The organism is Blautia sp. HCP3S3_H10_2 (assembly GCF_052122375.1).
Lineage (GTDB): Bacteria > Bacillota > Clostridia > Lachnospirales > Lachnospiraceae > Blautia_A.
In genome coordinates, this window is sequence record NZ_JBQKCL010000003.1 from 277,327 (window position 1) to 303,676 (window position 26,350).

A 26,350-nucleotide genomic window follows, 5' to 3' on the forward strand; every position below is an offset into this window, starting at 1 on the left:
TTTAGGAGGAAACAAAATGCCATCATACAGCATTATTGAAAATTTTGAAATACATAAAAATAACCGTTTTCTGGAAATTGCAGAGTCTTTGAAACCGGAGCTTCATCATAAAGAAATCCAGGCGGCCAAGGAAATCATGGTGGGGAAAGACCGCCAGATGAGAACAATCGTGACAGAGGAACATCCTATTGAACATCTGTACGAAAAATCCCTGAAGAGAAACGATACCGTGTATGTGGATTTCGGAGATCATGCAGTTGGCTATGTGACTCTGGAGCTTAGCAAAACAGGAAGTCACCAGGATGCGCCGGTTTATTTTTATCTGAAATTCGGGGAACGTCTGGAGGAAATGACAGATAAAACCGCTGATTACGATGGCTGGCTCAGCCGTGGATGGATCCAGGAGGAGTATATTCATGTGGATGTGCTTCCGGCGAAAGTGAAACTGCCAAGAAGATATTCTTTCCGCTACATGGAGCTTCGTGTGATCGATACCTCTGCCAAATTCCAGCTGAAAATTGATGGGGTTTCCTGTGATACAGTTTCTGCAGTTGATATGGATTCCGTAGAGAATATTGATTTCGGGGATCCGCTCCTGAATCAGATCGATCTGGTCAGCCGTAAGACCTTGAAAGAATGTATGCAGGATGTATTTGAAGATGGACCGAAGCGAGACCGCAGAATGTGGCTTGGAGATCTGAGACTTCAGGCAAGAGCCAATTATTATACATTTAAGAATTATGATCTTGCGAAACGCTGTATGTATATTTTTGCAGGATTACTTTTTAATGAGGGCAAATTGAGCGCCTGTGTATTTACAGAGCCGGAGCTTGAGCCAGATGATACTTATCTTCTTGACTATGCCCTGTTTTTCACATCTGTGCTTCTGGATTATTATGAGGCAACCGGCGATATGGAAACTTTGAAGGATCTGTATGATGTGGCAATAGACCAGATCCGCATCGCTATGACACAGCTGAATGAAAAAAATGTTGTAGAAGATCTGGGAGATGCATTCTGGTGCTTCCTGGACTGGGGAGATGGTCTGAATAAGCAGGCAGGCGCTACAGCAGTGCTGATCTATTGCATCCGTTACGGAATCCGTCTGGCGAAAATCCTGGATAAGCAGGATGATATCAAGTGGCTGGAGGAGAAGCAGGAAATGCTGAAGGAGGCTGCTGTAAAGGAATTCTGGGATGAGGAGCTTGGAATGTTTGTAAGTGGTTCGGACCGCCAGGTTTCCTGGGCAACACAGATCTGGATGATTCTTGCACGTGTATTTGATAAGGAAACCAACCGCAGGCTGATCCATCACGTGATGGAAGTGAATCCGCGAATCCGTATGGTAACACCTTATATGTATCATCACTATATCGATGCTCTGATCCGTTGTGATGAGAAAGAACTAGCACTTGAGGAAATGAAACGCTACTGGGGTGAGATGATCCATGACGGCGCGGATACTTTCTGGGAACTTTATAATCCTTATAACAGGGAAGAATCTCCATATGGTTCCAGTATGGTAAATAGTTATTGCCATGCATGGAGCTGCACACCGACTTATTTCCTTAGAAAATTTTATATGAATAATGAGAAATAATCGATGATGATTGAAAAAACAGCCCCACTATAAGCGGGGCTGTTTTGTAATCAACAATATGATCATTTCTTGGATTTCTTAGATTTCTTACTTTCATTCTGGGCTGCCTGAGCTTCCTCGGCAGATTTCTTAAAGCGGGCAAAGAAGCCTTTTTTCTTCTTAACCGGAGCGTCCAGGTTACCACGGATCCCTTTCACACCTACTATGTAAAGACCACTTACTTCAGCCTTGATCTCTTTCTTCACAGGGATAAGGTCGAATACCTTTTCATCTGCAATAAGGATGGAAATCTTCGGACCAACCTTCGCCTTAACGATCGGAAGCTTGGAACGACGGAGAAGCTTAGGAGTCTGGTCGATGACCATCTGTGGGAGACCTGATTCCTTAAGTGGCATTCTCTTCTTATCAATAACGAGCATGGAAACGGTCTGTTTACTTGCCTCGATCTGTGCCTGCTGTTCTTCCTGTTTCTTCTGGGTCTTCTTACCAAAGAAATATAAACCAACCAGTAATCCGATGAGGATTACGAGAATCACCAGAAGGACGATTGTTACTGGATGCATACTTATCCTCCTACCATATAAAGTTTCTTGTTATTACATAAAAAGTATTTTAACATCATTTTTCTGAAAAGGCAATTATAATTAGAAAATATTAACACCGGATAATTGTAAAGGAGAGGTGGTAATTAAAAGGAAATTCATGTATAATGAAATCTGCTGATTACAAAATGGATAAGATTATCTGATATGGTTAAAATAATAAAGCTGGCAATACTTTATGAGGGGAACTAACAGATAAGGAGTTATACGATATGAAGAAATCTGATACAGAGCAGCAGGAAAAGGCTCTGGAAGAGGAGAAAGTTCCCAAGGAAAAAATAGCAGAGGAACTTGATGGGGAATTACAGGAGCAGGAAGAAAGCCGCAGGGAAGAAGCGTATTACGAAGAGCGCAGGCGCCTGAGGCACGAACGGAATCTGAAAAGAAAGAAGAGGCAGATACGGAACCGTAATCTGGCTCTTCTTATTACTGCGCTATTGGTAGCCGGGTGTGCTGGATATTATTTCAGAGACCAGCTTGGTCTGCAGGAGAAAGCGGAGATACTGATCGCCAGGGCGAAGGAACTGTTTCCAGAGGAAAGTGAAGAGAAAACGGCTTCTGGCGGCAGAGCAGATGGAACTACGACAGAAGACAACGGAACCGAAATCGAAAAAGAGGAAAACCAAGGGGAAGCTTCCGGAAATCAGGAACAGTCCCAGCAGGAGGTAACCCAGACTGCAGCAAAGGATGTAAACGGCGTGATGCCGCAGGCAGCGGCCGCCGGAGCCGGCATCATCAGAAGACAGATCCGCCATGAGAAGAAGGTTCTGACCACAGCGAAGGAGAAGGCAGCCCAGTACGATTATGATGGAGCTATCAGTCTTCTTCAAAAGGACAATGCATATGTGAGAAATGTGCATTTCCAGAATGCAGTACAGAAATTCCAGGAGACAAAGGATAATTGCGTGGCCTGGTCTCCGGAACAGGTGACCCATATCTTTTACCATTCCCTGATCGTGGATACCTCCAAGGCATTTGATGGAGACTATAAGACCGATGGTTATAACCAGGTTATGACCACTATGGACGAGTTTAATAAAATTACCCAGACCATGTATGACGAAGGGTATGTGATGGTAAATCTTTATGACCTTGCAGGGCTGGATGAGAATGGAAATATGAAGGCGAAGCAGGTTTATCTGCCGAAGGGAAAGACGCCTTTTGTCTTGTCCCAGGATGATGTGTGTTATTACCATTCCCAGGATGGGGACGGCATTGCGACGAAACTTGTAGTGGATGAAGAGGGAAAAGTACGGAATGAATATGTACAGGATGATGGAAGCACGGTTGTGGGAGATTATGACGTGGTACCTCTGATCGACCGGTTTGTAGAAGCCCATCCGGATTTTTCCTATCATGGACATAAGGGAATCGTGGCACTTACCGGCTATAACGGGATACTTGGATACCGGACCGATATCAGTTACCAGACAAGGCCGGATGATCTGAATGATGATAAGAAGGCATGGCTTGAAGCCCATGCGGATTTTGACCTGGAGACAGAGCGTACCGGAGCGAAGAAAGTTGCAGATGCCATGAAGGCAGAGGGATGGACTTTTGCAAGCCATACATGGGGGCATAAGAATATGTCCACGGTTTCCATGGAGCGCCTGGAGACAGATACCCAGAATTTTAAGGAAAATGTGGATCCGCTTATTGGGGGTACAGATATCATTATTTTTGCTTTTGGCGCTGACATCAATCAGGGCGGCGAATATACAGGGGATGAGAAATTCCAGTATCTGAAATCCCAGGGATATGATTATTATTGTAATGTAGACTCTAACAGGTATTTCGTGCAGATTACAGACAAATATTTCAGGATGGGACGTAGAAATGTAGATGGGTACCGGATGTATTATAATCCGGATCTTCTTGCTGATCTGTTTGATGCAGGTGAGGTATTTGATTCGTCCAGACCGACACCGGTACCGCCTATGAATGGTGGTTGATACCTTTCTTAAGAAAAGAATGGATGGAATTGCATCAGTAGGCTTCCTTTTTGGAAGAAAATATGATATTTTATATAAGAGTAACTGAAGGGAGTATGAGATGAAAAGAAAAGCATATTTAGCAGCATTGGTAATGTGTATGGCACTTGCCGTAAATGGCTGCGGAAGTGATAAAGAAACAAGTACTGGAAGTGATAACACTGCAACCGAACAGCAGACCACAGAAGATGCAAATACAGAGGATACAGCCGTTTCTTACACAGATTCCACAGGTGCTACACGCCTTGTTTCCGTGGATAATGTGGAGAAATATATCACGATCGCGGAGTATAAGGGGATAACTCTTGATAATTCGGTACAGGAAGTGACAGATGAAGATATAGATAACCGTGTTTCAGAGAACCTGAAGGACAAATCTGTAGAAGTGACAGATGAGAATGCTACTGTACAGAATGGAGATACGGCTACGATCAATTTTGTGGGAACGAAAGATGGAGAGGCATTTGAAGGCGGTACTGGCAATAATTACGATCTTGTAATTGGAAGTGGAACCATGATCCCTGGATTCGAAGAGGGAATTGTGGGAATGAAAAAAGGCGAGACCAAGGATGTGCCGGTTACTTTCCCGGAGAGCTACAGAAGCACAGAGCTTGCTGGCCAGGATGCGGTGTTCCAGATTACAGTGCAGAGCTTTAAGAGACCACCGGAACTGACAGACGACTGGGTGGCTGAGAATACAGATTATAAGACAATTGACGAGTATAAGGCTTCTGTTCGTACACAGCTTGAGCAGGAAGCCCAGGATCAGGCAGATAGCAGTCTGCGCAGTACAGCGTGGACTACGATCTTTACCAATTCTGAGGTTATGGAATATCCGGAGAAAGATGTGGAAGAAGCGGCTAAAACCTTCAGAAAACAAGCAGAGGCTTATGCGAAACAGGGAAATATGGAACTCAAGGACTTTGTAGAGTCACAGGGTGTTTCCATGGATGATTTCGAAGCACAATGTCAGCAGTATGCACAGGCGAAAGTGAAGCAGGATCTGATCATTCAGGGAATTATGGATGCGGAAGGAATGACTCTGGAGGATGATGAGAGCCTTGCAATCCAGAACCAGCTGGTAGAGCAGTATGCTTCCGGAGACCTGGCAACCCTGATCGATACTTATGGCCAGGTTGCGGTAGACGAGAGTATCGGACTTATGAGAGTACAGGATTTTATCATTGCAAACGCAAATTATGACCAGACTGTTGCAGGAGATGCTTCCGCTGAGGCAGATGCGGCAGCTGCAGATGCAGATGGTCAGAGTGCGGACAGTGAAGACACAGCCGCTGATACAACTGCAGACAATCAGGCTGGGCAGGATACAAATACAGAGAATTGATCCCAGGAGGGACGATAGAATCATGATTATTAGAAATGGTGAAGTATTCCAGGAAGATGGAAGCTTTAAGATCCAGGATTTATATGTTGAGAATCATAAGCTGGTGGCTTCCATGGATGAGATTACAGATAAGACAATTGTAGATGCAACGGGACTAAAAGTGATTCCAGGACTGGTAGATATTCACAGTCATGGGGCATTCGGACATGATTTTTCAGATGCAGATCCGGAAGGTCTGAAGATTATACTGAAATATGAGAAGGCTCACGGAATTACATCTTACTGCCCTACATCCATGACGTTGCCGGCAGAAGAACTGAAAGATATTTTTTCCACTATTAAGACAGTGGGGGAAGTGAAAGATGGTGCCACTGTCAGAGGAATCAATATGGAGGGACCCTTTCTGGATCCTAAGAAAAAGGGTGCCCATGTAGAAGAATATATCCGTAAAGCGGATGCCGGATTTTTCAGGGAACTCAACGAATACTCTGGAAATATGGTGAAGCTTGTAACTCTTGCCCCTAATATGGAAGGGGCAATGGAGTTCATAGATGAAGTACATAATGAGGTGTGCATTTCCCTGGGACACACCAGTGCAGATTATGACATTGCAGCAGAAGCAATGAGAAGAGGGGCACATCATGTGACTCATCTGTATAATGCCATGCAGCCGCTGGCACATAGGGCACCGGGACTTATCGGAGCTGCTTCCGATGATGAACAGTGTATGGTGGAAATGATCTGTGACGGAATTCATATTCATCCGTCTGTGATCCGGGCTACATTCCGGATGTTCGGCCCGGAAAGAATCGTACTGATCAGTGATTCCATGATGGCTACCGGAATGGAGAATGGAACTTATCAGCTGGGGGGACAGGAAGTCACCATGAAAGACTGTAAGGCTACTTTGAAAGATGGTACGATTGCAGGGTCTGCAACGAACCTGTATGACTGCATGCGTAAAGTGGTTTCTTTTGGTGTGCCGATGAAGGAGGCAATCTGGGCGGCTACGCGTAATCCGGCGAAAAGTATAGGAATTTATGATGCAGTAGGTTCTCTTTCCGTGGGAAAGGAAGCGGATATTCTTCTTGTAACAGATGATCTGGAGTTGAAGAAAGTATTATAATAATATGTGCCAGAGCTTGTCTGGAAAAATTTTTCAGCGAAATATGCTATTGTAAGCGTAACTCGTTTTACGGGCTTTGGCTGGGTAACTATGGATAAAGAGGGAATATAAATGGATAGAAGGGTATTGCGCGAGAGGATGCGCAGAAAACAGCGCCAGATACGGAGAAGGAAGATTATCAAGCTAGTCACCTATGTTGTTGCGTTGGTGCTGGCGGTAATATTTGTGATACGCGGCGTGATTTTCCCAATTGTAAGCCGGATTGGAGGGAAGAGCACCGGGGAGTCACAGCAGGTACAAGCCGATGCAGATACAACTGGGAACAGTGGTGGAAGTTCCAATGAGGCACTACGACAGCCATTGAAGGGACAGAGTGATGTTACGAAAGTTGCGTCTCTGACTCCTGGATGGCATGAGGATGATAATGGACGCTGGTATCAGAACGCAGACGGTACATATTATGCAAATGGTTTTGCACAGGTTGATGGTGTAGAATATTCATTTGATGAAAATGGATATATGCAGACCGGATGGGTTACAAAGGGCTCAAAGGACTATTATTTCAATGATGACGGATCCTATAATGAAGAAAAGAAGCGTCCTATGATCGCTCTTACGTTTGATGATGGACCAGGGGAGTACACATCTGAACTTCTGGACTGTCTGGAAGAGAATAATGCCCATGCTACGTTTTTTATGCTGGGACAGAATGTTGAACTTTATCCGGATGAAGTGAAGCGTATGGTGGAGCTTGGTTGTGAGATCGGCAACCATTCCTGGGATCATGCCAATATGTTTGAACTGGATATTGACAGTGTGGTGAAGCAGTTTAGTGACGCAGACCAGGCGCTGATCAATGCATGTGGCCAGGCATCTACCGTAGTCAGGGCTCCTTATGGAAATGCCAATGAAGATATTATGGCAGCTGTAGGCAAGCCGTTCTTTATGTGGTCCTTGGATTCCCTTGACTGGAAATATAAAGATGTGGATCTGGATTATAAGTCCATTATGGAAGACAACAGCAGTGTTATCAAGGATGGAACCATCATTCTGATGCACGATATTCATGAGCCATCTGTAAAAGCAGCTGAGAGAATCATTCCGGAGCTTATCAGCATGGGGTACAAGCTGGTTACAGTCAGTGAAATGGCAGAAGCTAAGAACGTTACCCTTCAGGTAGCATCATATAATAACTTCTGGCAGGATATCCTGGACTCAGGACAGGTACCGGGATATGCCGGAAACAGTTCTTCTGATGCCTCTTCTGAAAACGGATCCGACAGCAGCGGTTCAGAGGATTCTTCAGGCGACAGCCAAGGAGAAGATTTCAGTGATGGCTCCGGTGATGAAGGCGACAGCAGTGAAAATGATGGATACACGGATGGCAGCGAAGACAGCGAGGGCGATTTCAGCAGCGATTCGGAAGGATGACACCTGATAATATAATTTGATGGGATAAGATACGTCTGTACTTAAGAAATATGAAAAGTACAGGCGTATTTTTTTACAGTAATAATTGATTTGCAGACTTGTTTTTTATGAATAATAGACAAATTTGTGGTGGCATGGGTGAAAAGAGTATGCTATAATGTGCATAAGAAATTGAAAGTTTAGGGAGGTAGCTTTCTGATGGGAGAAAAATTACAGTTTACAGAGCTTGACCAGTATCTGTTTGGTCAGGGAACCCATTATGATATTTACAGGAAGCTTGGTGCACATCCGGTGAAAGATGGGGATGAAGAAGGCGTTTATTTTGCAGTATGGGCACCGAATGCACAGGCTGTTTCCGTAATCGGCGAGTTTAACAATTGGGATGAAGAAGCTGACCAGATGACAAAGGTTGGACCCATTGGTGTTTTTGAGACCTTTGTCCCGAAAGCGAAGATTGGTCAGCTGTATAAATTTTTCATTATCGGAATAAACGGAGAGCATATTTATAAAGCAGATCCTTACGCAAATGAAGCAGAGCTGCGCCCGGGAACCGCCTCCAGGATCACTGACATCAGGGATTATAAATGGAAAGACGGTACCTGGATGAAGAACCGGCAGAAATTTGACGAGACGAAAGATGCCATGGCTATCTATGAAGTACATCCAGGTTCCTGGATGAAGCACCCGGCGACGGAGGAGAATGAAAAAGGCTTTTACAATTACAGAGAGCTTGCAGTAAAGCTTGCCCAGTATGTGAAGGATATGGGCTATACACATGTGGAACTGATGGGAATCGCGGAGCACCCATTTGACGGATCCTGGGGCTATCAGGTTACCGGTTATTATGCTCCTACCTCCCGTTACGGAACTCCACAGGATTTTAAATATATGGTAGATTATCTTCACAGACAGAAGATCGGAGTCATTCTGGACTGGGTGCCGGCACATTTCCCGAAGGATGCGCATGGCCTGGTGAATTTTGATGGAACGGCTGTTTATGAGCATGCAGATCCCAGACAGGGAGAGCATCCGGACTGGGGAACCAAGATCTACAATTATGGCAGACCGGAGGTCAAGAATTTTCTGATTGCCAATGCTTTGTTCTGGATTGAGGAATGTCATGTGGATGGTCTTCGTGTTGATGCAGTTGCATCCATGTTGTATCTGGATTATGGCAAAAATGATGGACAGTGGGTTGCCAATAAATATGGTGGAAACCAGAATCTGGAAGCGATTGAATTCTTCAAGCATCTGAATACCGTTGTCCTTGGAAGAAACCATGGAACTGTGATGATCGCAGAGGAATCTACTGCGTGGCCGAAGGTGACTGGAAAGGCTGAGGATGATGGCCTTGGATTTTCCCTGAAGTGGAATATGGGCTGGATGAATGACTTCCTGGAGTATATGAAGCTGGATCCTTATTTCCGTAAATTTAACCATAATAAGATGACCTTTTCCATGACTTATGCGTATAGCGAGAAGTATGTGCTGGTGATTTCCCATGATGAGGTGGTTCATCTGAAGAAGTCCATGCTGGAGAAAATGCCAGGAGAGCCAGATGATAAGTTCCGGAATCTGAAAGCAGCATATACATTTATGTTCTGTCATCCTGGAAAGAAGCTTTTGTTCATGGGACAGGAGTTTGGCCAGCTCCGTGAATGGAGTGAGGAGCGGGAGCTTGACTGGTTCCTTCTCGGAGAAGAGAAGCATCGTGACCTGAAGGATTTTGTGCAGGCACTTCTTAAGATGTACCGCAAATATCCGGCACTTTACGGAATGGACAATGACCCATCCGGATTTGAGTGGATCAATGCAGACGACGGAGACAGAAGTATCTATAGCTTTGTGAGAAAGTCACCTACTGGGCGGAATAATCTTCTGGTAGTATGTAATTTTACACCTGTAGACCGGCCGGATTACCGCGTAGGGGTTCCGAAGAAGAAGCAATATACACTGGTTCTGGACGAGAATGGATCAAGTGCAAAGAAGGTATTTAAAGCAGAAAAAAGTGATTGCGACAATCGGCCGTTTTCTTTTGCGTATCCGCTTCCTGCTTATGGAGTGGCGGTTTTCCAGTACTAGAGCATGTTAAAAGGCTTTTTGTAAGCTGTGCGTTGGAATCTGCACGCTCCGCTTTACGGTATACTGGATTTTTCTGTATGAAAAATGCCGAAAGAACGAGGAGAAACAAGGTCCTGTTTGTGACTGTTGGGGATTTTTCTCAGAAGGTCAAAAATTTGTTGATATTTGGGAAAAGTTGCGCTATAATGAGCCAGAACGAAAAGAAATGGAAAAAGTTGTACATGTTGAAAGGAGAATATTGACATGAAGGTATCTAATATTAAAGACATTCAGAAATTTTTTGATGTAGTAGACAGCTGCGCTGGTAAAGTAGAGCTGGTAACTGGTGAAGGTGACAGACTGAACCTGAAATCTAAATTATCACAGTATGTATCTCTTGCAAACATCTTCTCTAACGGTGAGATTCCGGAACTTGAGATCGTTGCATATGAGAAAGAAGATATTGATAAACTTATGCACTTCATGATCAACGGCTGATCTGCATAAATCTGTGAAATCAGGATAATATATCAGGGGGATGTGACATAGTCATGTCCCCTTTTCTAACAGTAAGGAACCAGGGGGTATATGTGCTTCCTGGTCATAGCATTTTGTGCAAAAATAGAAAGGGGAAATATAAAATGGTAAAGATTGACATTATTTCCGGTTTTCTTGGAGCCGGTAAGACAACTCTTATTAAGAAACTTCTGAAAGAAGCTTTTGCAGGTGAGCAGGTAGTGCTTATCGAGAATGAGTTTGGTGAGATCGGCATTGATGGTGGTTTCCTGAAGGATGCTGGAATTGAAATCCGTGAGATGAATTCCGGATGTATCTGCTGCTCTCTGGTTGGCGATTTCGGTGCTTCCCTGAAGGAAGTTGTAGAGAAATACCATCCGGACCGCATCCTGATCGAGCCATCCGGTGTAGGCAAGCTTTCTGACGTTATCAAGGCTGTACAGGGAGTAGAAGAGGATGTTGATATCCAGCTGAACAGCTATACAACTGTTGTAGATGCGAAGAAATGCAAAATGTACATGAGAAACTTTGGCGAATTTTTCGATAACCAGGTACAGTATGCCGGTGCCATTATCATGAGCCGTACTGATATTGTAGATGAGAAGAAGGCAATGGAGTCCATGGAGCTTCTTCGTTCTATTAATGAGAAGGCTGCAATCATCACTACCCCTATTGAGAAGCTTGATGGAAAGAAAATCCTGGAGGTTATGGAGCATCCGGTATCCTTAGCTGACGAGCTGCTGGAAGAAGAGCATGAGCATCATCATCACCATCACCACGACCATGACGATGAGTGCGGTTGCGGACATGACCATGATCATGAGCACCACCATCACGACCACGATGAGGAATGCGGTTGCGGACATGACCATGATCATGAGCACCACCATCACGACCACGATGAGGAATGCGGTTGCGGACATGACCATGATCACGAGCACCACCATCACGACCACGACGAGGAATGCGGTTGCGGACATGACCATGAGCATGAGCACCACCATCACGACCATGATGATGAGTGTGGCTGCGGACATCACCATGACCATCACCATCATCATGCAGACGAAGTATTTACCAGCTGGGGACGTGAGACGATTAAGAAATTTACAAGAGAAGGCCTTGAGAAGATGCTTGAGAGCCTTTCTGCTTCAGAGGAATATGGCGTGATCCTCCGTGCGAAGGGAATGCTTCCGGCAGAGGACGGAACCTGGATTTACTTTGATATGGTTCCGGAAGAAACTGAGATCAGGGAAGGATCTCCGGAATATACCGGACGTCTTTGCGTGATCGGTTCCAAACTGAACGAGGACAAGCTGGCAGAGTTGTTCGGCGTAGCCTAAAAAGGAGGTTTCTGTAACATGGACGAAATTACAGTACCGATTTATCTCATTACCGGTTTCCTGGAAAGCGGCAAGACCTCATTCCTCAGCTTTACCCTCCAGCAGGATTACTTCCGTACAGAGGGTAAGACACTTCTCATTCTCTGCGAAGAGGGCGAAGAAGAGTATGATGAGGAAGCTCTTGCAAAAGATAATGTTGTAGTAGAGGTTATTGAGAAAGAGGAAGACTTCACACCAGAGCGCCTGCAGGCGCTGGATATCATCCATCAGCCGGAGCGTGTAGTCATGGAATATAATGGAATGTGGCTGGTAAGCAAGTTTGAAGAAATGAAAGCCCCGGCAGGCTGGGGAATCGAACAGCACATTACCTGTGTTGACGCCAGCACTTTCCAGGTATATATGCAGAATATGAAATCCCTTTTCATGGATATGGTCCGCAATGCAGACATGGTTGTATTTAACCGTTGCAGGAAAGAATATCCTCTTGCGAACTTCCGCAGAAGCATTAAGGTTGTAAATCCAAGTGCTGAGGTTATTTTTGAGGACGAAGAAGGAGAGATGACAGATATTTTTGCAGACCAGATGCCATTTGACCTGGATGCTGATATCGTAGACATCCCGCCGGAGGATTACGGAATCTGGTTTGTTGATGCTATGGATCACCCGGACCGTTATGTGGGAAAAACCCTCCGCTTCAAGGCACGTGCAAGACGCCCGAGAGGAATGGGAAGCAAGTTCTTTATTCCGGGACGTACTGCCATGACTTGTTGTGCAGATGACACTTCTTTCCTTGGATATATCTGTAAAAGTGCTTATGCACCGAAGCTGAAGCCAGGTGAGTGGGTAGAAGTTACGGCTAAGGTAGCATTTGAGAGCCGCTCAGAGTACCAGGGAGAGGGAATTGTTCTCTATGCAGAGAATGTGACCCCATGTGAGCCCCTGGCTGACGAGATGGTTTATTTTAACTGATGATCGTGCTGCCGGCAGGTTGACTGCCGGCAACGTGTTGTTTGAATATAAGGATTATAATATATGTATTTAGTTGTTGGACTGGGAAACCCAGGGAAGCAATATGAGGCGACCCGCCACAATATGGGTTTTGACACTATTGACGTGCTTGTGGAGCGTCATAAAATCCCACAGGGAGGCGTAAAATTTAATGCCATGTACGGCTCCGGTATCATCGGTGGGGAAAAGGTTATGTTCATGAAGCCACTGTCCTTTATGAATTTAAGTGGCGGTCCGGTGCAGGAGATGGCGGCCTATTTCAAAATTGATCCGGAGAGTGAACTGATCATCATCCAGGATGATATTGATCTGGAGCCGGGACAGCTGCGTATCCGCAAGCAGGGCAGTGCTGGTGGCCATAATGGACTAAAAGATATTATCAGCAGACTGGGCACCCAGAAATTTATGCGTGTAAAGATAGGCGTGGGAGCAAAACCAAAGGGATGGGATCTTGCAGACCATGTGCTTGGCCGCTTTTCACCAGATGACCGGAAACTTGTGGACGAAGCAATCGAGCTTGCCGCAGATGCAGTAGAAAAAATTATAACAGATGGCCCGGATGCGGCCATGAATGAATACAACCGAAAGAAGTCCAGTTAATAAGCTGGGCTTCTTTTTCCCCTTACTGAGTGATAAAGGGAGAAGCTGATCAAAAAGAGATAGACAGCTGTTCTATGGAAATATAGCGATAAAGGAGGAAAGCCATGCTTTCATTTATCCAGCCCCTTAAGGGAATGGTGGAATTTGAAGAAATAGAAAAAAGTCTGGAGAAGAACCAGGGAATCGTTCAGATCACAGGCTGTCTGGAATCCCAGAAGGCACACCTGATACATGGGCTTTCCGGTAAAGCTTCCATGCGGCTTGTAATCGCAGGGGACGAGCGGCAGGCCAAGGAAATTTATGAAGATCTGCGCTTTTATGATAAAAATACCATGTTTTATCCTGCCAAGGATCTTTTGTTTTTCCAGGCGGATATCCAGGGAAATCTGCTGATCCGCCAGAGGATGTGCGTGGTAAAGGCACTTCTGGAACAGGAAGAGCTTACGGTTGTTACAAGCATTGACGGATGTATGGATTATCTGATGCCTCTGGAAGAAATCGGCAAAAGAGTGCTCCACTTTTATGCTGACAGTGTGATCAATATGGATGTGTTGAAAAATACACTGGTGCAGCTTGGCTATGAGCGTGTAGGCCAGGTAGAAATGCCAGGCCAGTTTTCCGTGCGAGGGGGCATTGTAGACATTTACTGTCTTACAGAAGAGAACCCCTGGAGAATTGAGCTGTGGGGAGATGAGGTGGATTCCATCCGAAGCTTTGACGCAGAAAGCCAGAGATCCCTGGAAAACCTGGATGAAATCGCCATCTATCCGGCGGTGGAATGGACCAATGGCAAGAAGATGGTCTCCTTTGCAGATTATTTTCCAAGGGAAAAAATGCTTTTGTTCCTGGATGAACCAAATCGTATTCTGGAAAACGGAATGGGTGTGGAGGAAGAGTATGAGCAGAGCCGTATGCACAGAGAGGAAAAAGGAGAACAGGATCTTCCCGTACAGTGGCTTTGTCAGTTTGCCAAGGTCCAGAAGGAACTGAACAAGTGCCGTGCGGTGTCCTTGTCTGCTCTGGAACCAAGAGGTGTGGAGTGGAACTTTGCACCGGAGAAATATAATCTGACGGTGCAGAGCGTAACCTCTTATAACAGCAGTTTCGAGCTTCTGGTAGAGGATCTGAAGAAATACAAGAAAAAGGGATATCAGATCATTCTGCTGTCCGGTTCCAGGACAAGGGCAGAGCGTCTGGCGAAGGATCTCCAGGAGAATGAACTGAACGCCTTTTACGGTTCTGATTATGACCGTGTGATAAATGCAGGGGAGATCATGGTTCTGTACGGACATGCCCGGAAGGGATTTGAGTATCCACTGATCAAATTTGCAGTTATTACAGAGTCTGATATTTTCGGCCAGGAACAGAAAAAAAAGAAAAAGAAGAAAACCTATAATGGCAAGCGAATCCAGGATTTTGCCGAGCTGTCCATCGGTGATTATGTGGTGCATGAGAAACATGGACTTGGAATTTACCGTGGAATTGAAAAAGTAGAAGTAGACAAGGTGGTAAAGGATTATATCAAGATTGAATACCGTGACGGCAGCAATCTGTATATTCTGGCAACCCAGCTGGATCTTCTGCAGAAATATTCCGGTGCAGATACGGCGAAAACTCCGAAACTGAACAAGCTTGGTACCCAGGAATGGAACAGAACCAAATCCAAGGTAAAAGGTGCGGTCAGAAATATTGCAAAAGAGTTGGTGGAGCTTTACGCCGTACGCCAGGAAAAGGAAGGGTATGTATGCGGTCCGGATACAGTATGGCAGCGGGAATTCGAGGAAATGTTCCCGTATGAAGAGACGGAAGACCAGCTGAATGCCATCGAAGATACGAAGCATGACATGGAGAGCACCAAGATCATGGACCGGCTCATATGCGGGGATGTAGGATATGGCAAGACGGAGGTTGCCCTTCGTGCTGCTTTTAAAGAAGTACAGGAGAGCAGGCAGGTTGTCTATCTTGTGCCCACCACCATTCTGGCACAGCAGGTATATAACACCTTTGTCCAGAGAATGAAGGAATTTCCGGTGCGTGTAGATCTGCTCTGCCGTTTCCGTACTCCTGCCCAGCAGAAAAAGACCATCCAGGATCTGAAAAAAGGACAGGTGGATATTGTGATCGGTACACACCGGGTCCTTTCCAAGGATGTGGAATACAAAAATCTGGGTCTTCTGATCATTGATGAAGAGCAGCGTTTTGGTGTTACCCACAAGGAGAAAATCAAACAGCTGAAAAAAGATATTGATGTCCTAACCCTGACTGCGACTCCCATACCGCGAACCCTTCATATGAGTATGATCGGAATCCGTGACATGAGTGTGCTGGAGGAGCCCCCTATTGACCGTATGCCGATTCAGACTTATGTGATGGAATACGATGAGGAGACGGTCCGGGAAGCTATCGGAAGAGAGCTTAGACGAGGCGGCCAGGTTTATTACGTTTATAACCGTGTCACGGACATTGATGAGGTGGCTCTTCGGATTTCCAGGCTGGTGCCGGATGCAAGAGTGGATTTTGCCCATGGACAGATGAGTGAGAGAGAATTGGAACGGGTTATGTATGACTTTATCAATGGGGATATTGATGTGCTGGTTTCCACCACCATTATTGAAACCGGGCTTGATATTTCCAATGTAAATACCATGATCATTCATGACTCGGATAAATACGGACTTTCCCAGCTTTACCAGCTGCGTGGCCGGATCGGGCGCTCTAACAGGACTGCGTATGCGTTTCTTATGTATCGGAGAAATACCATGCTCAGGGAGGTAGCAGAGAAACGGCTTTCTGCCATCCGTGAATTTACAGATCTGGGAAGCGGCTTTAAGATCGCCATGCGTGACCTGGAGCTTCGCGGTGCAGGAAATCTTCTTGGGGCGCAGCAGCACGGGCATATGAATGCAGTAGGCTACGATCTGTACTGTAAAATGCTCAGCGAGGCAGTCAAGGAGGCGAAGGGTATTCACACTATGGAAGACTTCGAGACTACCATTGATCTGAATATGGATGCGTTTATCCCGGATACTTACATCAGCAATGAATTCCAGAAACTGGATATTTACAAGCGTATTGCCGGGATTGAGTCCCAGCAGGAATACGATGATATGCTGGAGGAGCTGATCGACCGGTTCGGGGAGCCGCCGAAAGCCGTGCTGAACCTTCTTGCCATCGCCAGGCTGAAGGCGCTGGCTCATCAGGGTTATATTACGGAAATCAAGCAGATGCAGCGGGAAATCCGTATTACTCTTTACGAGAATGCACATCTGAATCCGGAGGGAATTCCGCCCCTTGTGGCCAAGTACCGCAGACAGTTACAGTTTAAACCGGATAAAGAGCCGAAGTTCCTGTTTGCACCGATTGGAGATATTGTGCAGGCACTGACAGTATTTGCCAAGGAGCTGGTGGAACTGGTAGAAGAAGACCAGATTGGAAAAAAGGACCAGACAGGGAAAAAAGAGCAGGAATAAGGAAAAACGGTAACCATCCAGCGCAAGTTGCGAAAATTGTGTGAATTATGTCAGAAATTATGGCGGAAATTCCCCTTTTTACTTGCCCTTATGGAAAAAAAGTTTTATACTCTTATTAACGTGTCTGTAAAGTGGGCGTACTGAGCGTAGGAATGATTTTTGGGGTACGTTTCTGGTTATTGCGTAGTTTATCATGGGCAGTAATGAACCGGCATATCAGTGAAAGGGTAATTGGTGATCAATATGAAGAAAATCGTGAAAAACACAACCGTAGCAGCATTGGCTGGCGTAATGGCGATGGGGATGCTTTCCGGCTGTGGAAGTAAAACAATAGATGGAGAGAAGACGGTTGCAACTGTAGACGGCACAGACATTCCTATGGGAATTGTAAGCCTGTATGCCCGCGAATCACAGGCACAGACCGTTGCTATGTACAAGAGCTTTATGGGAAGCGCAGGTAATATCTGGAGCCAGGTGGTAGATGAAGAATCTGGCAAAACATATGGTGAGCAGGCCGTAGAGCAGTTTATGGAGCAGGTTGAGCTGATGTACATCATGAAAGAGAAAGCAGCAGATTATGGCGTTGAAGTTACTTCTGATGATGAGACTGCCATTGCAGATGCAGCTTCCCAGTTTATGCAGGATAATGATGAGGAGACTCTGAAAGAACTGGCAGTGACAGAAGACCAGGTGAAGACACTTCTGGAGCTTGAGACCTACCGCCAGAGAATTTATGATCCGATCCGTAACGAAGCAGAGGTTAACATAACAGACGAAGAGGCGCAGCAGTCCTCTTTCAGTTATGTAAGTATTTCCATCAGCGGAGAAGATCTTTCCGATGATGATATTGCCACCCGTAAGGAGCAGGCGCAGGAGATCCTGGATAAGATGAAGGAAGATCCCACAGCAGATATGGGAGAGACAGCTAAGGCTGTAGATGAAAGCTATAGCGGACTGACCGGAAGCATCTTTGCAAATGACAGTGATGACGAGGACATCTCCAATTCTTATGATGACGCGGTTGTTGAGGCACTTAGAACCCTGAAGGACGGCGAGGTTTACGACGAGCTTGTAGAGACAGACACCAATGTATACGTTCTTCGTATGGACAAGGTAAACGACGAGGATGCGACTGCCTCTAAGAAAGAAACTCTGGAGAATACAAAGCGTAGCAATTATTATACAGAGACAACTCAGAAATGGCTGGATGATGCCGATGTTACTGTAAATGATAAAGTACTTTCTACTTTGACAATTACAGATGACCACAGCTTCACGATCAAAGAGACCACTGCGGACAGTACTACAGACACAACTGCTGATACAACAGAGTCCAGTACAGATGCAGCCACGGACACAAGTGAGGCTTCTGATACAGAGGAAGACAGCAGTGCAGACAGTGCCGCAGAAGATACGAATGAGGCGGACACCACAGATGAGACTGCTTCTGACGCAGAGACAGACAGTGAAACAGAGGAAACAGCCAAGGACAGCGGTGCAGATGCAAGTGCTGACGACGCAGAAGAGACAACAGAAAATAACTAAGTTTTAATGAAAATAAGCCTGCCTGGGGAGATTCGGGCAGGCTTTTTCTAATGATAAATGAGGTGGGATGGATGAGAAAAAGAAGTATATTTGCCGCATTATTACTGGGTGTTATTTTAACTGGTGTTCCGGTAAATGCGCAGACAGTATTTGATGAAAAAGAGGTGGAAATTCCGGGAATTCAGAAGGAATACACCATTGCTGTAGTGAACGACCAGCATATTATCGTGGAAGATGGAGATTATACGAAAGAAAAAGAAGAGGAAGTAGAAAGCCGCCATGACCTTTTCTGCGATTTGGATGGAGTCCCCTCGTCAGAAGCCTGGAAGGGGATTGTGGCAGCGGTAAATGATCTGCAGCCAGACGGTGTGATCCTGGATGGAGATATGGTGGATTTCTTTTCCCAGGCCAATCTGGATTGTGTCATGGAAGGACTGAATGAGATCGAAGTACCTGTCATGTATATTCGAGCGGATCATGATCTGGCATCCTGGTACAGTGACACTCTGACAAACAAGGAAATACGGAAAAAGGAGAAGGCTGCCTGGGAAATGGATTCTGTAATGGTGCAGGATTATGGCGAATTTCTGGTAGTGGGAATCAATAATAATACCAGCCAGCTTTCTAAGAAAGGTCTGAAGAAAATAAAGGAAATCTGGCAGCAGGACAAGCCTGTTATCCTTGCCATGCATGTACCGCTGCAGTCCACGATCAATGATGAATTGGACAAAGCGTCCAGGGAAGCATGGCAGGACAGAGCACTTATCTGGGGCAATAAGGACTGTTATTATGAACCAAATGAAGTAACCAGGGAATTTCTGGATATGGTTTATGCTGTGGATAGCCCGGTGGTGGCTGTGATCGGGGCGCATCTCCATTTTGCCCATGAGGATCAGCTGAATGAGAAGATGATTCAATATGTATTTGATGCTTCTTATAAAGGAACCGTTGGGGTTGTGAAAGTGAAGGGTACGGAAAATTAAAAGAACCGGAGGAACCTGATGAAAAAAATACTTCTTATTGCAACTGGAGGCACCATTGCTTCCAAATATACGGCAGAAGGTCTGGCACCTCAGATTTCTGCAGAGGAATTACTTGAATATATTCCGGAGGCGAAGGAATTCTGTACCATTGACACGGTACAGCCATTTGCTCTGGACAGTACCAATGTGTGTGCAGATCACTGGCTGAAGCTTGCCAGACTGATCGAATCCAAATATGAATTTTATGATGGCTTTGTTTTGTGTCATGGGACAGATACTATGGCTTATACAGCTGCGGCACTGTCATATCTCATCCAGAATAACCGTAGGCCGATCGTGATCACAGGAGCACAGAAGCCCATTGACCTGGCCATTACAGATGCGCGCTCCAATCTTCTGGACAGTCTGCGATTTGCATCCCATGACCGTGCACATGGAATTTCTATTGTATTTGGTGGAAAAGTGATTGCCGGAACCAGAGCAAAGAAGGAATTTTCCAAGAGCTATAATGCATTTTCAAGTATCAATTATCCGGATATTGCATCCATTCACGACAATAAAATTATATTCTATATCGATGACAAAGACCAGTCCACCAGACCTCTTGTGTTTTTTCATGAAATGAATCAGAAAATATTTCTGTTGAAGCTGATACCGGGAATTGACGGGAAGGTACTGGACGCCCTTTTTCCATCTTATGATGGGCTGATCATTGAGTCCTTCGGAGTAGGCGGTCTTCCTCATTATGAAAATGATGATTTTCTGGAGGAAATCGGCCATTGGATTGAAGCGGACAAGCCGGTCTGCATGGCGACGCAGGTTACCCATGAAGGCAGTGACATGGAGGTTTATCAGGTGGGGAAGATCATCAAAGAGAGATTCCCGGTGCTGGAATCTTATGATATGACGCTGGAAGCTTCTGTGACGAAGATGATGTGGGCTCTTGGCCAGACAAGGAATATGGAAAAATTTAAAGATTTGTTTTATACTACCATTAATCATGATCTGCTGTTTTTGTGAGAGAAACTTTGCAGCTGTAGTTACAAGGATTTATGGTTACAAAAAATACAAGGAGTCAGATAGATGAATAAAAAAGAAATTTCCGAGATCAAGAAGCAGTTTACGCCAGCTAATTGTAACATTACCCGTATTTGCGGATGCTACGTGGATGGCGATAAAAACAAGAAAACAGAGCTGAAAGAGGCATTTCTCTCTCTTTCCGAGGAAGAAATGTTCAAGTATTTTGACATTTTCAAAAAATCACTTTCCGGTACATTGGGAAAGAACCTGATGAACATGGAGTTCCCATTACAGGAGGAAAAAGAAGGGGGCAAGCATGAATTCCTCATGAAGCTTCGCACCAGCAAGCTGAAGGATGATGCCCTGCTTGAGAGCTTTTATGACAAAATTATCGAAAATTACGATTATCCGGAAAATTACTACATAATTCTGGTCCACGGGGTATATGATATTCCGGGAAGAACCTCTGACGGTATTGATATGGATGATGCTTCAGAGGAAATTTATGAATATATTTTGTGCAGCATTTGCCCGGTGAAATTATCAAAAGCAGGGCTTTGCTATAACGCGGAAGCCAACCTGATCCAGGACCGCATCCGCGACTGGTTAGTGGAAATGCCGGAAAATGGTTTCCTTTTCCCGGTATTTAATGAGAGAAGTACAGATATTCATGGCATGCTCTATTATTCCAAGAATGCAGAGCAGCTTCATGATATTTTTGTGGACGAGATGTTTGGGTGTACGGCACCTCTTTCCGCAGGCGGTCAGAGAGATTCCTTCAATATGCTGGTGGAGGAAACCCTTGGGGATGACTGTCAGTACGATACTGTGGTAAATATCCATGAGAAGCTGAATGAGATCATTGAGGCGCAGAAAGACTCACCGGATCCGGTAGTGCTCACCCAGTCTGAGGTGAAGCGCCTTTTCGAAGACTGCGGGGTAGAAGAGGAGAAGCTGGAAACATTTGATAACCAGTATGAAGCTGTTGCAGGAGAAAAAGCAACGATGGTTGCCTCGAACATAACCAATACCCGTAAATTCGAGATCAAAACGCCGGATGTGGTGATCCATGTAGAGCCGGAGAAAGTGGAGCTGGTGGAAACCAGGATCATTGACGGGCGTAAGTGCCTGGTGATTCCTATGGAAGATGTGGAAATCAACGGAATCCGGGTGAGAATGGGCAGTGATGAAAGCGATGACAGCGATAACTATGAGGAGGAATCTGTATGACATTGGCACAACTCCGATACGCCATAACGGTAGCCAATTCCAATTCCATGAATGAGGCGGCCCGCACCCTTTTTATTTCCCAGCCAAGTCTTTCTTCCGCAATCCGGGAACTGGAGGAAGAAATCGGGGTGGAGCTTTTCCGCAGGACTAACCGGGGAATTTCTGTCACTCCTGAGGGTGAAGAATTCCTGGGTTATGCCCGACAGGTGGTAGAGCAGTACGAGCTGATCGAGTCCAAATATGTTTCCAAGGAACACACCAAGAAGAAATTCAGTGTATCCATGCAGCATTATACCTTTGCGGTAAATGCTTTTGTGGAAATGGTAAAACAGTTCGGAATGGATGAATACGAATTTGCAGTCCATGAGACACGGACTTATGACATTATTACGGATGTAAAGGATTTTAAAAGTGAGATCGGTATTCTTTACCTGAATGAATTCAATCATAAAGTCCTGGAAAAATTATTCCATGAGTTTAATCTGGAATTTCATCCGATCCTGGAATGCAGTATTTATGTCTATATGTGGAAAGGACATCCCCTTGCAGACCGGGAGCTGATCACACTGGAGGATCTCCGAGAGTATCCCTGCCTTTCTTTTGAGCAGGGAACCTATAATTCCTTCTATTTTGCAGAGGAGGTTCTGAGCACTTATGAATATAAGCGTCTGATCAAAGCCAATGACCGTGCCACTCTGTTGAATCTGATGGTTGGTCTCAACGGTTATACACTTTGCTCGGGAATTATCTGTGAGGAACTAAATGGTTCTGATTACTGTGCTGTCAAGCTGGATTCTGATGAGGTTATGACCATCGGTTATCTTGCACGCAAAGGCACTACGATCAGTAAGCTGGGCCAGAAGTATTTGGAGGAGATCGCGAAGTACAAGGATAAAGCACTGCGTTAGAGCGTGTTTGAAAAGTCCTCCACAAATAGCTATAGCTTTAAACTATAGCCAGCCCTAAATTTTAAGAATTAACACTTTTACTCCAGAAGTGTTATAGTAACCTTATCGACGATGAAACAAAGATGGAAGGCCTGAAAGAAAATGATTTTCAGACCAGCCCAATTAAGGAAAGAGGAAAGACATGTCTTCAATATTAATCCAAGATGTGAGCAAAACCTTCGAAACCAAAGACGGTTCCGTACAAGCCCTGAAACATGTAAGTCTCTCCATAGAATCCGGAGATATTTACGGAATCATCGGAATGTCCGGTGCAGGAAAAAGTACCCTGGTACGTTGTATGAACTTTCTGGAGGTTCCATCTGAAGGTAACGTTCTGATAGACGGAAAACCACTTAGTGGATTTTCTCCAAAAGAGCTCCGTAAGGAGCGGGAAAAAATAGGAATGATCTTCCAGCATTTTAACCTGCTGATGCAGAAGAATGTTATGGAAAATGTCTGCTTCCCACTGTACATTCAGGGGAAGAAAAAAGCAGATGCAAGAGCAAGAGCCATGGAGCTTCTGGAAATCGTAGGCCTGGCAGACAAAGCAAAAGCTTATCCGGCCCAGCTTTCCGGTGGACAGAAACAAAGAGTAGCCATTGCCAGAGCACTGGCTTCAGATCCGCAGATTTTACTCTGTGATGAAGCTACTAGTGCGCTGGATCCACAGACCACATCCTCCATACTGGAGCTTTTGCAGGATATTAACCAGAAATTCGGAATCACCATTGTGATCATTACCCACCAGATGTCAGTTGTCCGTGAGATCTGTACCCACGTGGCAATCATGAAGGATGGTGAAGTGAAAGAACAGGGCCTGGTAGAAGAAATCTTCAGTCACCCGAAATCACAGGTTGCCAAAGAGCTGATCAGCCGGGATACAGGATCTGACCTTGAAAGCCAGAAGCTTACCCAGTCTGAGATCCAGAGCGGCGAAGTCATCCGTGTGGTATTTTCCGAAAACTCCGCATTCGAACCGGTTATCGCAAACCTTGTACTTACCTTCCACGAGCCTGTAAATATCTTAAAGGCAGACACCAAAAATGTAGGTGGTGTGGCAAAGGGCGAGATGATCCTTCAGTTTATGAGTGGTAGCACTCATGTACAGGAAATGAAAGATTATCTTACAGAACGTGGACTTGAGATAGGGGAGGCGAACTGATTATGTGGACAAAGCAAGTAACAGATATGATTATCGCAGGTGTAGGGGAAACCTTATATATGACTCTGTTTTCCACTTTTTTCGGATATGTGTTTGGAATGCCGTTGGGCATTCTGCTGAAAGTATCTGATAAAGAAGGCCTGCGGCCGAATCCGGTACTATACAAGATCCTGGATGTGATTGCCAATATTTTCCGAAGCATTCCCTTCCTGATCCTTCTGATCCTGCTCATTCCATTTACCAGATTTCTGGTTGGAAAAAGCTATGGAACAACGGCTACGATCGTCCCTCTTACCATTGCAGCGATTCCTTTTATTGGACGTATGGTAGAGTCTTCACTGAATGAAGTAGACCCGGGAGTTATCGAAGCAGCCAGATCCATGGGAGCAAGCAATCTTCAGATCGTATTCAAGGTAATGCTGGTAGAGGCCAGGACATCCCTGATCTCAGGAGCTACCATTGTGACAGGAACCATTCTTGGCTACTCTGCAATGGCAGGAACGGTCGGCGGTGGTGGACTTGGAGATATCGCAGTCCGTTATGGTTACAACCGCTGGCAGACAGACATCATGCTGGTTACCGTTATCCTTCTGGTAGTACTGGTACAGATTTTCCAGACAATTGGTATGTTCATTGCCAACAAGCTGGATAAACGAAAGTAGATAATCGACAGGCTTTTTAGAAAGCCTGTTCATTATAAAATGAATGCAATGTAACAATTTAATATATCAAAAAACGAGGAGGAACTTTATTATGAAAAAATTAATCGCAGCAGCTCTTACAGGAGCATTGGTACTTGGAACTGTTGGAACATCCGTTGTATTTGCGGCAGACGATGACAAAACCATCACAGTAGCAGCTTCAGAGACACCACATTCTGAGATTCTTGAGGCAGCGAAGCCAATCCTTGAGGAAGAAGGCTATGACCTTGAGGTAACTGTATTTGATGACTATGTACAGCCGAACGAAGTTGTAGAGAGTGGCGATTTTGATGCTAACTACTTCCAGCATATTCCATATCTGAACAGCTTTAACGAAGAGAAAGGAACACACCTTGTAAATGCAGGTGGAATTCATTACGAGCCATTCGGAATCTATCCGGGAACAAAAACAAGCCTTGACGATATCGCAGATGGTGACACGATCGCAGTACCAAACGATACCACCAATGAAGCCAGAGCACTTCTTCTCCTTCAGGATAATGGAATCATCACACTGAAAGATGGCGTTGGTCTGGAAGCAACTGTAAATGATATTGAAGAGAATCCATACAATGTAGAAATAGTAGAGCTTGCAGCTGAGCAGGTTGCACGTGTTGCAGAAGAGACCTCCTACATTGTACTTAATGGAAACTATGCACTTCAGGCCGGATATTCTGTGTCCAAGGATGCCCTTGCATATGAGACTTCTGATTCTGAGGCTGCAAAAACATATGTAAACGTAATCGCAGTAAAAGAAGGCAATGAGAACAGCGATAAGATCAAAGCTCTTGTAGACGTATTAAAATCTGATGAGATCAAAGACTTCATCAATGAGAAATATGACGGCGCTGTAATCCCATTTGATGATAGCGATACTGCTGAAGCTGATGCTACAGAAGAAGCAACAGAAGAGAATGCAGATGAAAGCGCAGATGCAGAGGCTGATACAACAGCTGATGCTGCAGAAGAGACAGACGCTGAATAAACAGCAGAGTTGCAGCAAGTGAAAGAAGGAAAATTATTTCTGCAATATTTCCAATAACAAAATAGGTAAGAATAACAGGCTGAAGAGATATTTCCACAGGGAGATACTTCAGTCTGTTTTTATGTAATAGGAAATTTTGCTGGAATTCCCTGCTACAGCATGTTCAAGAAAAACAGTTGAAAATACAGTAAGAATCTGCTATTATAGATACGAATTTTTTCAGGTATCGAGGTGAGGCCTAGTGCAGAAAACTGAATGTCGAAACCGTCTGGTCTGTCTGTTTTTCAGTATGATGATCGCGGTTTTATGCGTATTCTTTGCAGGCATGGAAGCAAGGAATATCACGTACGTTTATGATCTGGCTCCGGCCTCCGCTTCTTTGATCTCACCAGAGCTTTCCAGAAGCACCCAGACAAGTGCAGAAGAACTGACAGGACTTCGGCAGGTGTCTGTAAGGCTGGAGGCGGACCAGCGCCTTGGCCGCAGGGGCAGTGTGGAAATACTGGTGCTCATCATGCTTGCAGTTCTGCTGGCGAATACCGTATTTTATAAAGCCAGGAAGCGTCTGAACACAAGAAACGACGCGGATGGCAGAAAATTTATCATCTGTTATATCCATCATCAGGACGGACAGAAACGCTGAAAATCGTATACTGTTGTTTAAATATTGCGAATTGCTGTGAT

The 26,350-nt window shown here is 45.1% G+C and carries 21 protein-coding genes; 20 read left to right on the forward strand and 1 reads right to left on the reverse strand.

Going from position 1 to position 26,350, the window contains the following annotated elements; genetic code table 11:
* Window positions 1–16 precede the first annotated feature (16 nt).
* Window positions 17–1,600, forward strand: a complete 1,584-nt coding sequence (locus tag ACTQWB_RS04665) for an alpha-L-rhamnosidase-related protein (protein WP_441500600.1) — start codon at window positions 17–19, stop codon at window positions 1,598–1,600.
* Window positions 1,601–1,662: 62 nt separating this feature from the next.
* Here ACTQWB_RS04665 and ACTQWB_RS04670 read toward each other — a convergent pair whose 3' ends face one another.
* The gene (locus ACTQWB_RS04670) at window positions 1,663–2,163 is read right to left on the reverse strand and encodes a hypothetical protein (protein WP_441500601.1); all 501 of its coding nucleotides are present in this window, start codon (window positions 2,161–2,163) and stop codon (window positions 1,663–1,665) included.
* Between the two features lie 251 nt (window positions 2,164–2,414).
* On the opposite strand from ACTQWB_RS04670, the gene ACTQWB_RS04675 reads away from it, so the two are divergent.
* From ACTQWB_RS04675 to ACTQWB_RS04765, 19 genes are all read left to right on the forward strand, one after another.
* Window positions 2,415–4,154, forward strand: a complete 1,740-nt coding sequence (locus tag ACTQWB_RS04675; RefSeq protein WP_441500602.1) for a polysaccharide deacetylase family protein — start codon at window positions 2,415–2,417, stop codon at window positions 4,152–4,154.
* A gap of 100 nt (window positions 4,155–4,254) precedes the next feature.
* Window positions 4,255–5,538: a trigger factor gene (tig, locus tag ACTQWB_RS04680; RefSeq protein ID WP_441500603.1), complete on the forward strand. Its 1,284-nt coding sequence runs from the start codon at window positions 4,255–4,257 to the stop codon at window positions 5,536–5,538.
* Between the two features lie 22 nt (window positions 5,539–5,560).
* Window positions 5,561–6,664 (forward strand): N-acetylglucosamine-6-phosphate deacetylase, encoded by a 1,104-nt coding sequence (gene nagA, locus ACTQWB_RS04685; RefSeq protein ID WP_441500604.1) that lies wholly within the window; start codon window positions 5,561–5,563, stop codon window positions 6,662–6,664.
* Window positions 6,665–6,775: 111 nt separating this feature from the next.
* Window positions 6,776–8,095 carry a polysaccharide deacetylase family protein gene (locus ACTQWB_RS04690; RefSeq protein ID WP_441500605.1) on the forward strand — a complete coding sequence of 440 codons (1,320 nt, stop codon included), beginning with the start codon at window positions 6,776–6,778 and terminating at the stop codon, window positions 8,093–8,095.
* Window positions 8,096–8,293: 198 nt separating this feature from the next.
* On the forward strand, window positions 8,294–10,177 hold the full coding sequence (glgB, locus tag ACTQWB_RS04695; RefSeq protein ID WP_441500606.1) for a 1,4-alpha-glucan branching protein GlgB: 1,884 nt from the start codon (window positions 8,294–8,296) through the stop codon (window positions 10,175–10,177).
* A gap of 243 nt (window positions 10,178–10,420) precedes the next feature.
* On the forward strand, window positions 10,421–10,654 hold the full coding sequence (locus ACTQWB_RS04700; RefSeq protein ID WP_118577545.1) for a polya polymerase: 234 nt from the start codon (window positions 10,421–10,423) through the stop codon (window positions 10,652–10,654).
* A gap of 143 nt (window positions 10,655–10,797) precedes the next feature.
* The gene (locus tag ACTQWB_RS04705) at window positions 10,798–12,015 is read left to right on the forward strand and encodes a CobW family GTP-binding protein (RefSeq protein ID WP_441500607.1); all 1,218 of its coding nucleotides are present in this window, start codon (window positions 10,798–10,800) and stop codon (window positions 12,013–12,015) included.
* Between the two features lie 18 nt (window positions 12,016–12,033).
* On the forward strand, window positions 12,034–12,984 hold the full coding sequence (locus tag ACTQWB_RS04710) for a TIGR03943 family putative permease subunit (protein WP_441500608.1): 951 nt from the start codon (window positions 12,034–12,036) through the stop codon (window positions 12,982–12,984).
* Window positions 12,985–13,047: 63 nt separating this feature from the next.
* Window positions 13,048–13,623 (forward strand): aminoacyl-tRNA hydrolase, encoded by a 576-nt coding sequence (pth, locus tag ACTQWB_RS04715; protein WP_441500609.1) that lies wholly within the window; start codon window positions 13,048–13,050, stop codon window positions 13,621–13,623.
* A gap of 104 nt (window positions 13,624–13,727) precedes the next feature.
* A complete protein-coding gene (mfd, locus tag ACTQWB_RS04720; RefSeq protein WP_441500610.1) occupies window positions 13,728–17,093 on the forward strand; it encodes a transcription-repair coupling factor in 3,366 nt (1,121 codons plus the stop codon).
* Window positions 17,094–17,336: 243 nt separating this feature from the next.
* Window positions 17,337–18,638 carry an FKBP-type peptidylprolyl isomerase gene (locus ACTQWB_RS04725; protein ID WP_441500611.1) on the forward strand — a complete coding sequence of 434 codons (1,302 nt, stop codon included), beginning with the start codon at window positions 17,337–17,339 and terminating at the stop codon, window positions 18,636–18,638.
* Window positions 18,639–18,709: 71 nt separating this feature from the next.
* A complete protein-coding gene (locus tag ACTQWB_RS04730) occupies window positions 18,710–19,621 on the forward strand; it encodes a metallophosphoesterase family protein (RefSeq protein ID WP_441500612.1) in 912 nt (303 codons plus the stop codon).
* A gap of 18 nt (window positions 19,622–19,639) precedes the next feature.
* Window positions 19,640–20,641: an asparaginase gene (locus tag ACTQWB_RS04735; RefSeq protein WP_441500613.1), complete on the forward strand. Its 1,002-nt coding sequence runs from the start codon at window positions 19,640–19,642 to the stop codon at window positions 20,639–20,641.
* 63 nt (window positions 20,642–20,704) lie between these two features.
* On the forward strand, window positions 20,705–21,871 hold the full coding sequence (locus tag ACTQWB_RS04740) for a DUF4317 domain-containing protein (protein WP_441500614.1): 1,167 nt from the start codon (window positions 20,705–20,707) through the stop codon (window positions 21,869–21,871).
* Entirely contained in the window at window positions 21,868–22,779 is a 912-nt protein-coding gene (locus tag ACTQWB_RS04745) for a LysR family transcriptional regulator (protein ID WP_441500615.1), read from the forward strand. The genes ACTQWB_RS04740 and ACTQWB_RS04745 overlap by 4 nt, the downstream gene beginning before the upstream one ends.
* 181 nt (window positions 22,780–22,960) lie before the next feature.
* A complete protein-coding gene (locus tag ACTQWB_RS04750; RefSeq protein WP_441500616.1) occupies window positions 22,961–23,980 on the forward strand; it encodes a methionine ABC transporter ATP-binding protein in 1,020 nt (339 codons plus the stop codon).
* Window positions 23,981–23,982: 2 nt separating this feature from the next.
* Window positions 23,983–24,642, forward strand: coding sequence for a methionine ABC transporter permease (locus tag ACTQWB_RS04755; protein ID WP_441500617.1), 660 nt, complete (start codon window positions 23,983–23,985; stop codon window positions 24,640–24,642).
* Window positions 24,643–24,733: 91 nt separating this feature from the next.
* A complete protein-coding gene (locus ACTQWB_RS04760; RefSeq protein WP_441500618.1) occupies window positions 24,734–25,666 on the forward strand; it encodes a MetQ/NlpA family ABC transporter substrate-binding protein in 933 nt (310 codons plus the stop codon).
* A gap of 241 nt (window positions 25,667–25,907) precedes the next feature.
* Window positions 25,908–26,309 (forward strand): hypothetical protein, encoded by a 402-nt coding sequence (locus ACTQWB_RS04765; RefSeq protein ID WP_441500619.1) that lies wholly within the window; start codon window positions 25,908–25,910, stop codon window positions 26,307–26,309.
* Window positions 26,310–26,350 lie beyond the last annotated feature (41 nt).

Bases quoted from the DNA above. Each gene is read 5' to 3' on its own strand.
- ACTQWB_RS04665 (WP_441500600.1), top strand. From the start codon at position 17: ATGCCATCATACAGCATTATTGAAAATTTTGAAATACATAAAAATAAC.
- ACTQWB_RS04670 (WP_441500601.1), bottom strand. From the start codon at position 2,163: ATGCATCCAGTAACAATCGTCCTTCTGGTGATTCTCGTAATCCTCATC.
- ACTQWB_RS04675 (WP_441500602.1), top strand. From the start codon at position 2,415: ATGAAGAAATCTGATACAGAGCAGCAGGAAAAGGCTCTGGAAGAGGAG.
- tig (WP_441500603.1), top strand. From the start codon at position 4,255: ATGAAAAGAAAAGCATATTTAGCAGCATTGGTAATGTGTATGGCACTT.
- nagA (WP_441500604.1), top strand. From the start codon at position 5,561: ATGATTATTAGAAATGGTGAAGTATTCCAGGAAGATGGAAGCTTTAAG.
- ACTQWB_RS04690 (WP_441500605.1), top strand. From the start codon at position 6,776: ATGGATAGAAGGGTATTGCGCGAGAGGATGCGCAGAAAACAGCGCCAG.
- glgB (WP_441500606.1), top strand. From the start codon at position 8,294: ATGGGAGAAAAATTACAGTTTACAGAGCTTGACCAGTATCTGTTTGGT.
- ACTQWB_RS04700 (WP_118577545.1), top strand. From the start codon at position 10,421: ATGAAGGTATCTAATATTAAAGACATTCAGAAATTTTTTGATGTAGTA.
- ACTQWB_RS04705 (WP_441500607.1), top strand. From the start codon at position 10,798: ATGGTAAAGATTGACATTATTTCCGGTTTTCTTGGAGCCGGTAAGACA.
- ACTQWB_RS04710 (WP_441500608.1), top strand. From the start codon at position 12,034: ATGGACGAAATTACAGTACCGATTTATCTCATTACCGGTTTCCTGGAA.
- pth (WP_441500609.1), top strand. From the start codon at position 13,048: ATGTATTTAGTTGTTGGACTGGGAAACCCAGGGAAGCAATATGAGGCG.
- mfd (WP_441500610.1), top strand. From the start codon at position 13,728: ATGCTTTCATTTATCCAGCCCCTTAAGGGAATGGTGGAATTTGAAGAA.
- ACTQWB_RS04725 (WP_441500611.1), top strand. From the start codon at position 17,337: ATGAAGAAAATCGTGAAAAACACAACCGTAGCAGCATTGGCTGGCGTA.
- ACTQWB_RS04730 (WP_441500612.1), top strand. From the start codon at position 18,710: ATGAGAAAAAGAAGTATATTTGCCGCATTATTACTGGGTGTTATTTTA.
- ACTQWB_RS04735 (WP_441500613.1), top strand. From the start codon at position 19,640: ATGAAAAAAATACTTCTTATTGCAACTGGAGGCACCATTGCTTCCAAA.
- ACTQWB_RS04740 (WP_441500614.1), top strand. From the start codon at position 20,705: ATGAATAAAAAAGAAATTTCCGAGATCAAGAAGCAGTTTACGCCAGCT.
- ACTQWB_RS04745 (WP_441500615.1), top strand. From the start codon at position 21,868: ATGACATTGGCACAACTCCGATACGCCATAACGGTAGCCAATTCCAAT.
- ACTQWB_RS04750 (WP_441500616.1), top strand. From the start codon at position 22,961: ATGTCTTCAATATTAATCCAAGATGTGAGCAAAACCTTCGAAACCAAA.
- ACTQWB_RS04755 (WP_441500617.1), top strand. From the start codon at position 23,983: ATGTGGACAAAGCAAGTAACAGATATGATTATCGCAGGTGTAGGGGAA.
- ACTQWB_RS04760 (WP_441500618.1), top strand. From the start codon at position 24,734: ATGAAAAAATTAATCGCAGCAGCTCTTACAGGAGCATTGGTACTTGGA.